The 14,070-nt window shown below is 39.6% G+C and carries 16 protein-coding genes and 5 tRNA genes; 6 read left to right on the forward strand and 15 right to left on the reverse strand.

The annotated features are described in order from the left end of the window. Positions 1-38: 38 nt before the first annotated feature. Complete coding sequence (gene fabG / locus NYG85_RS06830; protein WP_284937741.1) at positions 39-782, reverse strand: 3-oxoacyl-ACP reductase FabG; 744 nt, start codon at positions 780-782, stop codon at positions 39-41. Positions 783-895: 113 nt separating this feature from the next. Between fabG and dapF the strand changes: the two genes are divergently transcribed. Continuing rightward, positions 896-1,636, forward strand: coding sequence for a diaminopimelate epimerase (gene dapF, locus NYG85_RS06835; protein WP_284937742.1), 741 nt, complete (start codon positions 896-898; stop codon positions 1,634-1,636). Positions 1,637-1,653: 17 nt separating this feature from the next. Here the strand turns inward: dapF and NYG85_RS06840 are convergent, their stop codons facing one another. Beyond that, positions 1,654-2,031, reverse strand: coding sequence for a RidA family protein (locus NYG85_RS06840; RefSeq protein WP_284937743.1), 378 nt, complete (start codon positions 2,029-2,031; stop codon positions 1,654-1,656). A 122-nt stretch (positions 2,032-2,153) separates the two neighbouring features. Between NYG85_RS06840 and NYG85_RS06845 the strand changes: the two genes are divergently transcribed. Together NYG85_RS06845 and dapB are read left to right on the forward strand one after the other, a co-directional pair. After that, positions 2,154-3,482, forward strand: coding sequence for a hemolysin family protein (locus tag NYG85_RS06845; protein ID WP_284937744.1), 1,329 nt, complete (start codon positions 2,154-2,156; stop codon positions 3,480-3,482). 11 nt (positions 3,483-3,493) lie between these two features. After that, positions 3,494-4,264: a 4-hydroxy-tetrahydrodipicolinate reductase gene (gene dapB / locus NYG85_RS06850; RefSeq protein ID WP_284937745.1), complete on the forward strand. Its 771-nt coding sequence runs from the start codon at positions 3,494-3,496 to the stop codon at positions 4,262-4,264. 452 nt (positions 4,265-4,716) lie between these two features. On the opposite strand, the gene NYG85_RS06855 is transcribed toward dapB, so the two are convergent. From NYG85_RS06855 to NYG85_RS06880, 6 genes are all read right to left on the reverse strand, one after another. Next, positions 4,717-5,295: an outer membrane beta-barrel protein gene (locus NYG85_RS06855; RefSeq protein ID WP_284937746.1), complete on the reverse strand. Its 579-nt coding sequence runs from the start codon at positions 5,293-5,295 to the stop codon at positions 4,717-4,719. Between the two features lie 72 nt (positions 5,296-5,367). Beyond that, complete coding sequence (locus tag NYG85_RS06860; RefSeq protein WP_284937747.1) at positions 5,368-5,937, reverse strand: hypothetical protein; 570 nt, start codon at positions 5,935-5,937, stop codon at positions 5,368-5,370. A 58-nt stretch (positions 5,938-5,995) separates the two neighbouring features. After that, positions 5,996-6,877 carry a DMT family transporter gene (locus tag NYG85_RS06865; protein ID WP_284937748.1) on the reverse strand — a complete coding sequence of 294 codons (882 nt, stop codon included), beginning with the start codon at positions 6,875-6,877 and terminating at the stop codon, positions 5,996-5,998. After that, positions 6,874-7,761 (reverse strand): DMT family transporter, encoded by an 888-nt coding sequence (locus NYG85_RS06870; RefSeq protein WP_284937749.1) that lies wholly within the window; start codon positions 7,759-7,761, stop codon positions 6,874-6,876. The genes NYG85_RS06865 and NYG85_RS06870 overlap by 4 nt, the downstream gene beginning before the upstream one ends. Next, the gene (locus NYG85_RS06875) at positions 7,754-8,623 is read right to left on the reverse strand and encodes a DMT family transporter (protein WP_284937750.1); all 870 of its coding nucleotides are present in this window, start codon (positions 8,621-8,623) and stop codon (positions 7,754-7,756) included. Before NYG85_RS06875 ends, NYG85_RS06870 begins: the two co-directional genes overlap by 8 nt. 19 nt (positions 8,624-8,642) lie before the next feature. Continuing rightward, positions 8,643-9,368 carry a DUF4197 domain-containing protein gene (locus NYG85_RS06880; RefSeq protein ID WP_284937751.1) on the reverse strand — a complete coding sequence of 242 codons (726 nt, stop codon included), beginning with the start codon at positions 9,366-9,368 and terminating at the stop codon, positions 8,643-8,645. 116 nt (positions 9,369-9,484) lie between these two features. On the opposite strand from NYG85_RS06880, the gene NYG85_RS06885 reads away from it, so the two are divergent. Continuing rightward, positions 9,485-10,039: a manganese efflux pump MntP gene (locus NYG85_RS06885; protein ID WP_284937752.1), complete on the forward strand. Its 555-nt coding sequence runs from the start codon at positions 9,485-9,487 to the stop codon at positions 10,037-10,039. Between the two features lie 20 nt (positions 10,040-10,059). Here NYG85_RS06885 and NYG85_RS06890 read toward each other — a convergent pair whose 3' ends face one another. The 7 genes from NYG85_RS06890 to NYG85_RS06920 form a co-directional block, all read right to left on the reverse strand. Beyond that, positions 10,060-10,344, reverse strand: coding sequence for a hypothetical protein (locus NYG85_RS06890; protein ID WP_284937753.1), 285 nt, complete (start codon positions 10,342-10,344; stop codon positions 10,060-10,062). 196 nt (positions 10,345-10,540) lie between these two features. Beyond that, positions 10,541-10,625 (reverse strand) — tRNA-Leu (locus NYG85_RS06895). A gap of 13 nt (positions 10,626-10,638) precedes the next feature. Further along, positions 10,639-10,715, reverse strand: a tRNA-Arg gene (locus NYG85_RS06900). Between the two features lie 12 nt (positions 10,716-10,727). Then, positions 10,728-10,804 (reverse strand) — tRNA-Arg (locus NYG85_RS06905). Between the two features lie 6 nt (positions 10,805-10,810). Then, positions 10,811-10,887 (reverse strand) — tRNA-His (locus NYG85_RS06910). A 9-nt stretch (positions 10,888-10,896) separates the two neighbouring features. Next, positions 10,897-10,974, reverse strand: a tRNA-Pro gene (locus NYG85_RS06915). A 90-nt stretch (positions 10,975-11,064) separates the two neighbouring features. Then, complete coding sequence (locus NYG85_RS06920) at positions 11,065-11,952, reverse strand: hypothetical protein (protein ID WP_284937754.1); 888 nt, start codon at positions 11,950-11,952, stop codon at positions 11,065-11,067. 128 nt (positions 11,953-12,080) lie between these two features. Between NYG85_RS06920 and NYG85_RS06925 the strand changes: the two genes are divergently transcribed. After that, the gene (locus NYG85_RS06925; protein ID WP_284937755.1) at positions 12,081-13,523 is read left to right on the forward strand and encodes an acetyl-CoA carboxylase subunit A; all 1,443 of its coding nucleotides are present in this window, start codon (positions 12,081-12,083) and stop codon (positions 13,521-13,523) included. A 94-nt stretch (positions 13,524-13,617) separates the two neighbouring features. Further along, the gene (locus NYG85_RS06930) at positions 13,618-13,944 is read left to right on the forward strand and encodes a hypothetical protein (RefSeq protein ID WP_284937756.1); all 327 of its coding nucleotides are present in this window, start codon (positions 13,618-13,620) and stop codon (positions 13,942-13,944) included. The last annotated feature ends 126 nt before the right edge of the window (positions 13,945-14,070 follow it).

Genomic DNA, 14,070 nt, shown 5'->3' on the forward strand with positions numbered 1-14,070 from the left:
TCGTGCCTATTTTATAATATTTAAACTTAAATAAAGCCTTACATATAAAGTCCGCCGTTAATTTTTAGCGTTTCGCCAGTAATATAACTTGCATAATCGCTTAATAAAAACGCCACGCCGTTTGCTATCTCACTAGCCTCGCCAAGCCTTTTTAGCGGGATATTTTCAACATAAGCCTTCTTAACCTCATCGCTTAAAACAGCCGTCATATCGGTTTGAATAAATCCTGGCGTTATGGTATTAAAACGGACATTTCTACTTGCACCCTCTTTTGCAAAGCTCTTACTCATCGCTATCATCGCACCCTTACTTGCTGAGTAATTAACCTGCCCAGCGTTACCTGTTTCGCCGACAATTGAGGCGATATTTACGACCGCTCCAAAGCGTTTTTTACTCATCACTTTAAGTGCCTCACGGCAACCAATAAACGATGAAGTAAGGTTTGCTTCAATCACGCTTGTAAATTCATCAGTTTTCATACGAAGTGCTAGTTTGTCGTTTGTGATACCAGCGTTATTTACAAGATAGCTTAACTCGCCGTCGGTATCAACGATTAAATTTATACCCTTTATAAACTCATCTTCATCTGTAACGTCAAAATTTATAACCGCTGCTGTGCCACCATTTTTGTTTATCTCATCAGCCAAAGCATCGGCAATCTCTGGCTTTGAGCGGTAGTTTATCCACACTTTTAGCCCCATTTGTGCCAAAGTCCTTGCAATCTGTGCTCCGATACCACGACTTGCACCCGTGATTAACACATTTTTACCCGAAAATTTCATATTTGCTCCTTAATTGGTTTGTCATTTTATCTTGTCTAAAAATTTATTTCATTGAAATTTTGCATTTTAGCAAACAAAAGGTAAAATAACGCAAAATTTTAAAGGACAGCGTGATGAAAATTTCAAAATACAACGCAAACGGCAACGACTTTGCCATTTTTCACACCTTTTTTAGCAAAGACAGAAGCGATTTAGCGGTTAAAATTTGCGATAGACAAAACGGCATTGGAGCGGACGGATTAATCGTGATTTTACCGCACGAAAACGCCATAAAATGGGAGTTTTACAACTCCGACGGCTCGCACGCAAATATGTGTGGCAATGGCTCACGAGCAGCATTTTTATACGCTTACAAAAATGGCTTAATTGGCAAAAACTCAACGCTTTTAACTGGTGCTGGCGTGATAAGTGGGGCAGTTAGCGATGATGTTGTTGAGGTTGAGCTAACAAGTCCAAAAATTTTAGATGAAAATTTAAACGAAGAGGGCAAAACGTGGCATTTTTACGATACTGGCGTGCCTCATCTTGTGCATTTTTGTCAAAATTTAGATGATTTTAGCCTAGATTTAGCTAGAAATTTAAGGCAAAAATACAACGCAAATGTGAATTTTGCAAAGATAATTGACGGCAAATTGTTTGTTAGGACTTTTGAGCGTGGGGTGGAGGATGAAACCTTTGCTTGTGGGACTGGTATGGCTGCTTGTTTTTACGGCGCGGTGCGAAATTTTGGGCTAAATGAGCAAGTTAGCGTCTATCCAAAAAGTGGCGAAAAGCTTGGATTATCACTAAGAAATGGCAAGATATTTTTTAGCGGTGCGGTTAGGCACACGTTTGATGCTGTGTTTTACGGCTAATAAGCCCAAAGTTGGGCTTATTTTGTTACAGCAATGCTCTCAATCTCAACCAAGGCATTTTTTGGCAGGGTTTTTACAGCAACGGTGCTACGTGCTGGATAGTCGCTAGTAAAAAATTTCGCATAAATTTCATTTACCTTGCTAAAATCGTCCATATTTGCTAGAAAAATTGTCGTTTTTACGATATTTTCAAAGTCCAAATCAGCAGCCGTTAAAATGCTTTTTATGTTTTTTAGGCTCTGCTCTGCTTGTGCTTCTACGCTGTCGCCTGCAAAATTCCCATTTGCATCAACCCCAAGCTGACCTGAAATGAATAAAAATCCATTTGCCATAACCGCCTGAGAGTATGGACCTATGGCTTGTGGAGCGTTGTGAGTTTGGATTATTCGTTTCATTTTTATCCTTTTTTTGAAAAATTTTCAGTGATTTTACAAAAAACTATTTAAAATACATTTTAAATTTCAAACATTTTTTGCTATAATTGCCACATTTTTATCTTAAAACAAAGGATTTTATTTTGGGCCCCAGTAGCGAAAATTCGCTTTTTATGATCGCTCTTGCGATATTTTTTATACTTCTTAACGCCTTTTTTGTTCTTTCAGAATTTGCCCTTGTTAAAGTGCGAAAATCTCGCCTTGAAGAGCTTATTAAAGAAAAAACCCCAAACGCCGAGTTAGCCTACCAAATGTCAAATCATCTTGACACCTATCTTTCAGCCACACAGCTTGGCATTACGCTTAGTTCGCTAGCACTTGGTTGGATTGGCGAGCCAGCGGTCGCTAGGCTCATTGAAGCACCGATGTCAAAATTTTTTGGTGCAAACGAAATAATGGTGCATACGACCTCATTTGCCATTGCATTTACGCTAATTACACTGCTTCACGTCGTAGCTGGCGAGCTTATCCCAAAATCAGTCGCAATCGCAAAAGCCGAAAGCTCGGTGCTAAAAATCGCCCGCCCACTCTATGTTTTTTGGGTGATTTTATCGCCAGTGATTAAGGCATTTGACCTACTTGCTGCCGTTGGGCTTAAAATTTTAGGCATAAAACCAGCCAAAGAGGGTGAGGTGGCACACTCAGAAGAGGAGATAAAAATCATCGTCGGCGAGAGCCTAAAAGGCGGTGTGCTTGATAGTTTTGAAACCGAAATCATAAAAAACGCAGTGGATTTTTCAGACACGGTGGCAAAGGAGATTATGACGCCTCGCCGTGATATGGTTTGCATCAATAAACAAAAGAGCTTTGATGAAAATTTAGCAGTGATTTTTGAGTCAAAATACACTCGCTACCCTTACATAGATGGCTCAAAAGACGCAGTTTTGGGGATGATTCACATAAGGGATATTTTACAAATTCACTTTGGCGAAAACAAACAAAAGAGCTTTGATAATATCGTGCGTGAATTTTTAATCGTCCCAGAGAGCCTTTCAATCTCAAAAATCATCGTTTTGATGAATAAGGAGCAAAAATCAGCCGCTCTTGTCGTTGATGAATATGGCGGCACGAGCGGAATTTTAACAATGGAGGACATTATGGAAGAGGTCCTTGGCGACTTAAACGATGAGCACGATGAGAACGCCGCTCAATACCGAAAAATCAACGAAAATATCTATGAATTTAACGGCAGATTTGATTTAGAGAGCGTTGAGGAGTTGCTTGATATTAGCTTTGATGATGAGCTTGATCAGGTTACGATTGGCGGATATGTGTTTAACCTAATCGGCAGGTTGCCAGTCGTAGGCGATAAGACCGAAGATAAAAACTGCTTTTATGAAGTAAGAAAGATGGATGGTGCTAGTATTTTAAGCGTAAAAGTGCGAAAAAAACTAAACGAAGAGAGTGAATAAAGGATAAAAAAATGGTAAATATCGGCATACACGGTGCAAGTGGCAAAATGGGCAAAGAGCTAATAGAATGCCTAAATGAGAGCGAATTTGCAAGGCTTAGCGTGGCTTACAGCCTTGATGAGATTAAGCACAATCTGCCAAAAGATGCGATTGTTACAAACAGGCTTGATGAGCTTTTTGCAAATTCTGATGTAGTTATTGATTTTACGATAAAACAGGGTGCATTAAATCTCATAAATCACGCTAGAACCGACCCAAAACCGCTAGTTATCGGCACGACTGGACTTGGCGATGAGGGGGCTAGTTTGATTGAGCTAGCATCAAGCACTATGCCGATTTTATACTCAACAAATATGAGTCTTGGCGTAGCAGTGTTAAACCGCCTTGTAGCCCTTGCCTCAAACGCTCTTCGTGATTTTGACATTGAAATAACCGAAATGCACCACCGCCACAAAAAGGATGCCCCAAGTGGCACAGCACTGACCCTAGCCGAACACGCCGCAGTCGCTAGAAACCTTGATTTAAAAGAGGTGATGATAACTGGCAGAGAGGGGCTAATTGGCACTAGAAGCAAGGATGAAATCGCTGTAATGGCACTTCGTGGTGGCGATATCGTCGGACGACACACGGCTGGATTTTACAATGATGGCGAATTTATAGAGCTAAATCATACGGCAACATCACGCGCAACCTTTGCCAAAGGTGCGATAAAATCGGCTCTTTGGCTGGTAAATCAACCAAACGGCAAATATAGCATTTATGATTGCTTGGGGTTAAACTAATTAAATTTCAAAGCCAAAGGCAGTAAAAATAACGTTTGGATTTAAAATTTTGCAAATAAACTTAGGCTAAACGCTATTGTTTTAAATTAGCCGTTTTTGATTTTAGTGGCTAAAATTTCTAAATTACTAAACCAAAAATCGCCCTTTTTTGACTAAAATTATGGCTCTAAAACAGCGTTTGGATTTAATTTTTACAAAAATCAACCCATAATTCGTAGCTTATAAAGCCATAAAAATCAATGTAGCAAAAAGGCAAAAATCGCCTTTTTGATTATTTTGGAATTTTAAATTAGATTACTTGGCGACTAAAATTTGCTTGCAAATTATTCTCTAAGCCACTAAACCAAAAATCGCCCTTTTTGGCTAAATTTATGGCTCTAAAAATAGCACTTTGGCTTTAAATTTTTACAAAAATCAATGTAGCAAAAAGGCAAAATCGCTTTTTTGATATTTTAGAATTTATGGTTATAGCCTACATATCCGCCGTATTTTGTCTGTTTTATATCTTTAAAAATATCGCCGTCTTTAAACCAAGTCTTATCCACCTTAGCGCCAAATTCTATCTGATTTGCCTCGTTTAAATCAAAAAGCATACCAGCCCTAGCACCCACTAAAAATCCGGTCAAGGTTTCACGAGTAGAGACACTTATCGTCCCGTCAGTGGCATTTGCCTTAAATTGACCCACCAAAAGACCAAGATAACTGCCTAAAAATAGCCTAAATGATGATGAAATCTCTGGCGTAAGGTCAGCACCCACGATAAATTCGTGCGAGCTTACCTTAGCATCTCCTTTTAAATCATCCTCAAAATAGTTCTCTTTTGCCTGTGTGTTGTAATTATATCCGCCGTAAATTCTATGCGTATCAAAGTCAGCACCGCCGACTATACCAAATGTCGGCACACTCTCTTTAAAATCATCAATTTTCACGTTTGAGTAGCCGCCATTTACGCCAAAATACGACCCGTCAGCCATAGCAAAACTAACCGCACAAACGCCAACAGCTAGGGCTTTTATAGTCAAATTTTTCATTTTTGCTCCTTAAAAAATAAGGTGCATTATACCCCCCCCCCCAGCCTTGATTTTTGCTTATTTTAGGCGATTTTATTTGTAATTATAACCGATATAGGTGCTAATTTTTGTCTCTCTTTGCTTTTTAAGCTCGGCAGTCTTTTTATACCACGTTTTATCCGCTTTTACGCCCAGCTCAAATTCATCGCCATTTTTTAAATCAAATATCAAACCGCTCTTTAAACCAGCCAAAAATCCGCCCGCATTATCGCTAGAAGAATAGCCTGTGCTTGGGGCTTCTAAGTCTAAATTCATATAAGAATAACCAGCATAAGCACCAGCAACAAACCTTATATCTTTTGAAATTTCAGGCGTTACATCAGCCCCAAAGATAAAATTTTGGCTCTGCCACTTTTCTGTGCCTACTCTGTTAAATCTAGCGTGGTCTTTTTTAGCTTGTGCGTTATAAACGTAGCCAAAGTAGTATTTGTAGTTTTTCGTGGCATATCCAGCTCTCACGCTAATTTGTGGGACTATGTCGTGTGCACCGTATCTTATATCCGTGCGTGTTGAACCGCCTTCAAATCCGATAAAACCGCCATCGCCAAAAGCACTAGCCACGACTAAACCAGTCATTGCGATTTTGTTTGCTATTTTTTTCATTTTTGCTCCTTAAAAAATAAGGTGCATTATACCCCCGCCATAAAAGTTAGCTTAAAATTTAACTTTTATTTGAAATTTTTTGCCGATATGAGCCAAATTCTGTGATTAAAATTCCAAAAACAATGATACAAGCACCTAAAATTTGCGTTGGCGTTAAATTTTCGCCACCCAAAAAATAGCCCAAAAATCCAGCCGTAACTGGCTTAAAAATAAAAATTATCGCCGCCTTAATCGGTGTCGTGTAGCGAAGCATAAGCCCCTCAACGCTAAATCCCAAAATCGTGGATAAAAAAATGGTAAAAAGCATTGCGTTTATAAATGCTCTGTCAAAATTTGGCACGACACCGCCACGAAATGTGAGCGAAAAGATGAGCGAACAAAGTGCGATAACAAAAAACTGCGACATTAAAAATGTAAAAAGCTCCGATTTTTTCGTAAAATGCCCCATAAGCACGATATGAAGGGCAAGTGCAAGGGCTGAACAAACGCTAAAAAACTCGCCCCTGCCAAGCAAAAACTGCAAATTTTTTTGCATTAAATAAAGTCCAATCGCACCAAAAATAATGCCAAAATAGGCGTAAATTCGCACCTTTTGGCGAAAAAATAGCCACGAAATAAACGGCACTAAAACGACATAGAGCGCGACAATAAACGAAACGCTTGATGAGTAGGTGTATTTTAGGGCTGTTGTTTGAAAACTCACGCCCAAAAATAGCGTAAAACCAAGCATTGCTCCGTATTTTAGGGCGTTTTTATCAAAAAATTTATCAAATTTTAACGCTAAAATTCCAATCAAAATCGCCGAGATAAAAAATCGCCAAAACACAATCGTAAAAACATCGTTTGTTTTAAGCGAAGCCACAATCGGCAAAAGTGCCGCACCCCAAATAAACGCCGTTAAAAGCAGTGCAAGGTCTGCTTTAAACTCGGTAATTTTCATCTTTGCCCCCTTAAATTTTGCACAAAATATGAGCCAATTTCGCTCACTAAAATTCCAACTAAAATGATAATCGCTCCAAAAATCTGCCACGATGTTAAAATTTCGCCACCAAAATAGTAGCCTATCACGCCAGCACCGACTGGTTCAAGCGTTAAGATTAGCACGGTTTTAACTGGCGTGGTGTAGCGTTGGGCTAGGTTTTGCACGAAAAATGCAAAAACGGTCGCAAAGGTCGCTGTAATGCCCACAGCTACGATAAATTCTCTATCAAAAACCGGCAAAACTCGTCCATCAAAAGCGACGGCACAAGCAAGGCTTAAAAGGCAAACTATTAAAAATTCAGTCGCCACCATTGTGAAAATTTCGCATTTTTTGACAAAATATCCAGCCAAAACTATCTCAAAAGCGTAAGCAAAGGCACAAAGTAGGCTTAAAAACTCGCCCCAGCCAAAGCCAAACTCGCCGTCACAAAGGATATAAAGTCCAATCGTCGCTAAAATCGCCCCAACGTATGAGTAAAGGCGAATTTTGGTCTTAAACATCACGAAGACTAAAAACGGCACGAAAATCACGACAAGCCCCGTAATAAAGGCAACGGTGGAGCTAAATGTGAATTTTAAGGCAAAGGTTTGAAGTGCAAAGCCACCAAATAAAAAAACACCCACGATTAAGCCGTATTTTACGCTATTTAGGTCAATTTTTTTAACAAATTTTAGCGAGATTAAGGACATTAAGATAAAGGCAATTAAAAACCGCCAAAAAAGCAGGACAAAAACGCCGTTTGTTTTAAGTGCCAAAGCCATTGGCAAAAAGGTTACGCCCCAGATTAAAGCCACGATGACAAGGGCAAAATCGGCGTAAAATTCCTTTGAGCGATTAACCATTTTTTGCCCTTAAATAGCTGCCGACTTCGCTTACTAAAACGCCAAAAATAATCAAAAATGCCCCAAAAATTTGAAGCAAACTTAAAATTTCGCCGCCCACGACCACGCCAGCGACCCCAGCCGTGACTGGCTCTAAGGTAAAAAATATTGCCACCTTTACTGGCGTGGTGTAGCGTTGCATTAGGGCTTGTGCAAACGACCCAAACGCCGTGCCGATGAGTGCTGTAAAGACCATTGCGATGATGAAATTTCTATCAAAAACTGGCACGATGCTAACATCGCTGATAAGATAAACGGCGATTAAACAAAAGGCACAAAGGGCGATAGTTTGCATAAAAACAAGCCCAAAAAGGTCGCATTTTTGCACAAAACGGCTGGTAAAAACAATATGAAACGAGTAAGCCACAGCGCAAACTAATGCCAAAATTTCGCCCCAGCCAAAGCCAAGCTCGGTGTTGCCGACCAAATAAAGCCCGACAACCGCAAGTCCCACGCCAAAATAGGCATAAGCGTAAATTTTATGCTTAAACATCACGTTTGCAATAAACGGCACCAAAACGACATTTAAACCAACAATAAACGCAACGCTTGAACTAGCTGTAAATTTTAGTGCAAAAGCCGAGCTAACAAAGCCCAAAAACACAAAAACACCAAGCAAAAATCCATATCTTAGCTCGTTTTTGCCGATATTTTTAAGTCGCCTAAAAAAGATAGCCCCAACAAGCAAACAAGCTATAAAAAACCGCCAAAAAAGCAGGACAAAAACGTCATTGCTCCCCACTGCTAATGCCGTAGGCAAGTAGCCAAGCCCAAAGGCAACGGCTACAAAAATCATACCCAAATCAGCCCTAAATTCACTCATCTCACCCCCCCCCCCAAATTTATTTTAAAAAATCGCCTAAAATCTTTGTCCCACTGCCCCTTAAACTGCTCTCTTTTTCGCCCATCACGGCAAAAAGCCCGTCAAGCGTCTTTCTTGTGATATAGTCGTTTAAATCCTCGTCGCCATTTGGGATATACTCGCTAGCACCGAAATTTGAGGCTAAATTTTTAATGTTTTTAGCCGTTTCGCCCTTTAATAAATCACTGCCTTTAACGTAAGAATTTAGCCCATTGTAGGCGGTTGCAAAGCTGTTTTTGCTCATCATTTCAGAGATTATTGGTTTAAAAACGGCTGATAATTTTTGGCTGGAATTTTCTTGCAAATACTTTGTAAATCCGCTTGAAAACGCCTTTTTTATATCGTCATCGCTCATATTTTTAATCACATCTAAAAATACATTTGACGCCCCGCCGACCGCCTTTGTCGCACTCTGGTTAATTTGGCTACTTAGCTCATTTGCCCATTTTTCGCCACCTACTTTTTTGGCTAAATTTGCAGCCGTTTGAAGCGATGAAGGTAGCGGAATTTTAGCGGTTTTGTTGTTTAAAAAGCCGTTTTTGCTTAGCTCATTTACAGAGGCGTTTAGGGCATTTGTTACTAGCGTTTTATAATCGCCACTCTTTTGTGAAGTGGCTAAAATTTTAGCCGAATTTATCGCATCATTTAGGTCAATCGCATTTAAATTTAAAGCTAAAAAAATAGCAAAAATCAGTGATTTTTTCATCATTGTCCTTTGTTTATGAAAATTTAATGATATTTTAATAAACCGCCAAGTTTAACAAAAAAGCATTTAAGTTAAGCTTTTTTAGCTAAAATATCCGCTTTTTTAAAGGATAATTTATGTTAGTTTTTAGCGTTTTAGCCTTTGCTTTGGCGATGGATAGCTTTGCACTTTGCGTGGCAAATGGGGCGAGTTTTAAGGGTATAAAAATTTTTGATATTTTAAAAATTTCTGCCATTTTTGGCTTTTTTCAGGCGTTTATGCCGTTTTTAGGCTACTTTTTGGGGCTTGGTTTTGCTGGTTTTATCGTGCAAATTGACCATTTTGTGGCGTTTTTTATCCTTGCATTTTTAGGCATAAAAATGATAAAAGAAAGCAAAAATGATGAATATGAGCCAGATTTTAGCCGTCTTGGCTTTAAGCAAATCCTGCTTGGTGCGGTTGCTACTAGCATTGACGCGCTCGCTGTTGGCGTGACTTTTGCGTTTGAGGAGATTAGCATTTTTAGCGTGTGTTTGCTAATTGGCGTTGTCTGCTTTGTGCTTTGTGTTTTGGCGTTTTTTATCGGCAAAATGCTTGGTGCTTGGCTTGAAAAAAGGGCACTCATTCTTGGCGGAGTGATTTTAATACTTTTAGGATGTAAAATTTTAATAGAGCATCTATTTTTTAGCTAAAAGGCAAATTTAGCGTGTGCTTACCCCTTTTTGATTTTAAAAATTTCTTGTAGATTTTGGCAAAATTCGGCTAGAAAATAGCCCATTGATTTATAAAAACTGCTCTTTGAAATTTGCATTAAATCCAGCGACAAAGGCATGGCGTAAGGCAAGAAAAAGCCGGTTAAAAATGACACCAAAAGCTTTTGGTGTGTCTCATCAAGCTCGTTTTTTAGGATTGTTGCGATTAGTAAAAGCTGGTTTGAAATGCTATCAACCTCGCCCATTTTTGGGTTAAAATTTATGCTTTTATAAAATTTTTGCAAATCATCGCTAGCACTTTGAAAATAAAAACCAGCCCTAAAACGCTCCTTTATCGCCCTAAAATCAGTCCGAAGTCAGGCTTAATTTAAAAATTTACAATAATTTTTATGCTTGTGTTACACATTTTTTGAAAATAAAAAATGTAAACTTGATTTGTTTTGGATTAAAAAATTCAAAAAAGCGGATGAAAATTTGAAGTGGTGCGGATGAGAGGACTTGAACCTCCACGCTGTGAAGCACCAGATCCTAAGTCTGGCGTGTCTGCCAATTTCACCACATCCGCAACAATAGTAAGGTGGTACGCCCATCAGGATTCGAACCTGAGACCTACGGCTTAGAAGGCTGTTGCTCTATCCAGCTGAGCTATGAGCGCATAAAAACAAAGTGGCGCGCCCGATAGGAGTCGAACCCATAACCTACAGATCCGAAGTCTGTCGCTCTATCCAATTGAGCTACGAGCGCCCAAAATGGGGTGAGTGATGGGAATCGAACCCACGACCCTCAGGACCACAATCTGATGCTCTAACCGACTGAGCTACACTCACCATCTGAAATGGTCGGGGTGAAAGGATTCGAACCTTCGGCCCTCTGGTCCCAAACCAGATGCGCTAACCAGACTGCGCTACACCCCGTAGCGTGAGTTTCTGCCACTACCTCATTAAAAAGCCGTATGATAGCTAAAAAAATTTTAATTGTCAAGAAAATTTAGCAAATTTTTCATTTTAGCCATTATTTTTTGCATACCAGCAAGCGATTGAGCCGGGATTTGTGCTATCGCCAAAGCCGATTTCAAGCACACTTTCATCAAAAACGATCTCGCCACGCCTATTTGCATTAAGCAGCTCTTCTAAAAAATTTAAATTCCAGCCCTGCTCTTTTATAAATTTCTCCTGTACAAGACTTGCTTCACCTAAAATTTTTGACTGAAATCCATACGGCTCTAAATGCACACAACGCACGTAATTAGCGACATTTGCGACCACTTTAAACCAATTATCTGGGATTTTAAACACCTGCTCAATCGTGTGGCACGTAAAGACAAAGGCACGTTTAAAATTTAGCGATTTTATCTCATCTAAATTTGGCTCTAAGTGGTTAAAATGAAAAAATTTCGCGTTCATATTTGGCGTGGCTTTGGCAAGTTCATTTGCGATTTTCACGCCACTTTGGGTAAATTCTCCACCAAAATACGCCAAATCACGCCTACCGCCACGATAAAAAATATCAAATAAATTCCTACCATAACCGCAGCCAAGCTCAATAATACAATCATAATCGCCGCCGCTACCCTCAAAAACGTCTATCAAAAAATCGGCAAAATTAAAGCTACAATGCTGTGGAACAGCCAGATATTTGCCACTCATTGAAGTCGCTCTTAACACGCTCACATCGGCAAATGAAAGCGAGTTGCCGTTTTCAATCTCACGCTTTTTTAGCAAAATTTCGCCGTTTTCATCTTGTTCTAGGCTATAAATTCGCTCAATTTTTGCAAGCTCCTTTATCGCCTGATAGCTGTTTGCCCCTCCCCGCAGGGCTTTTTGTATTATTTTTGCTCTGTAATCCCACGCATTTTCGTAAAATTTCTGCCACAACTCTCTTTGAAATGCCATTTTTGATCCTTAAAAATAAATGCATTTTAAACAAAAAATAATAAATGCGAGATAAAATTTTAGGCTAATTTAATAAAATTTTAGAGATTTTTTACTACCATTACGCATTACTTTTTAAAGGACATTAGATGATCCATAAAATTCTCATCGCAAACCGCGGTGAAATCGCTGTTAGAGTGGTGCGTGCGTGTCGCGATTTACACATTCAAAGTGTCGCAATTTATACAAAACCAGACGCTGGGTGTCTGCACGTAAAGGTCGCTGATGAGGCACATATGATAGGCGAAGACCCGCTAAAAGGCTATCTTGATGCCGCTAGTATCGTTAAAGTGGCAAAAGAGTGCGGTGCTGACGCCATTCATCCGGGCTATGGCTTTTTAAGCGAAAATTACGAATTTGCAAAGCTTGTAGAAGATAGCGGACTGATTTTTATTGGCCCAAAATCAGATGTGATTCGCAAAATGGGCGATAAAAATATCGCTCGTTATTTGATGAAACAAAATGGAATTCCAATAGTGCCGGGCACTGAGAAGCTAAACGATGAGCCGATGAGCAAAATCAAAGACTACGCCAAAAAAATCGGCTATCCAGTGATTTTAAAGGCAAGTGGTGGCGGTGGCGGACGTGGCATTAGAAAGGTCTATGATGAGAGTGAGCTTGAAGATGCCTATAATTCGTGCAAACGAGAGGCAAAGGCGTATTTTAACAACGACGAAGTTTTTATGGAGAAGCTCGTGGTAAATCCACGCCACATTGAATTTCAAATCCTAGGCGATAACTACGGCAATATCATACACCTTTGCGAGCGCGACTGCTCAATCCAGCGAAGGCACCAAAAGATAATTGAGATCGCACCCTGCCCATCAATTAGCGAAAATTTACGCAAGATTATGGGCGTGACGGCTGTGGCAGCTGCAAAGGCTGTTGGGTATTCAAATGTCGGCACGATTGAGTTTTTGCTAGATGATGACAATAAATTTTACTTTATGGAGATGAATACAAGAATTCAGGTTGAACACGGCGTGACAGAAGAGATTACTGGCGTGGATTTGGTCGTTAGGCAGATTAGGACGGCAGCTGGCGAGATTTTAGAGCTAGAACAAAGCGACATAAAACCGCAAGGATACGCCATTGAAGCACGTATCACGGCTGAAAATGTATGGCAAAATTTCATCCCAGCACCGGGCAAAATCACCGGCTACTACCCAGCACTTGGGCCGTCAGTTAGGGTCGATAGCCACGCTTATAAAGATTATGAGATCCCGCCATATTACGATTCGCTCGTTGCAAAGCTCATCGTCAAGGCGACAGATTATGATTTAATGGTAAATAAACTTGAAAGGGCATTGGAGGAATTTACAATTGAGGGCGTTAAAACGATAATCCCATTTTTGCTCTCAATTAGCAAATCTCGTGAATTTAGGCGTGGATTTTTTGACACGAGCTATGTTGAGAAAAATATGGAGGCGATCCTAGCAAACACGCACGACAGCCAAAAGGGCGATGAAAAAGAGCTTGAAGCAGCCCTAAAAGAGGCGATAAATAGGCATAAGAAAATTTATAATGTTTAGGGCTTTTGTGGATTTTTGCAACGACCTTTAACAATAAAGATTTTAATAGATAAATTTGTATTTTACGGAGTTTGGATGGATTAATAATGCAGGGATGAAAATCACACAAGTAAGTATCAAAGGCGTGGATAAATACTTTCAAAAAAGCGACTACATAAGCTCTTTAATAACCCAGCCAAGCGGATTTAGCTTTACTAGCGACACCATTGAGCGTGAGCTAAACCGCACAATTAGCAATGAGAAGCTAAAAGTCCAAGCTGCAATCGCTGCAAAAATCAAACTTGAAAATGTCGGCAAAGAGGGGCTAAATAGCGATGAAAAGGAGGCTTTGGCTAAATTCTACCCAGACGCTCTAAATCAAAGCTCAAACACCAACAACAAAGAGATAACAAATATGCAAAATTTACACCAAATCAAATGAGCTTAGCTCACGCCATTTTATCCACTCTGTTTTGAGCGACAGATTTTAGAATTTCAAATGTATTTTTGCCACTTTCAAACTCTTTTTTTATAAATTCATAAAATTTTTTAAGCTCATTCGTGCTTT

Origin of the sequence: Campylobacter gastrosuis, from assembly GCF_030249845.1 — a bacterium.
Lineage (GTDB): Bacteria > Campylobacterota > Campylobacteria > Campylobacterales > Campylobacteraceae > Campylobacter_A > Campylobacter_A gastrosuis.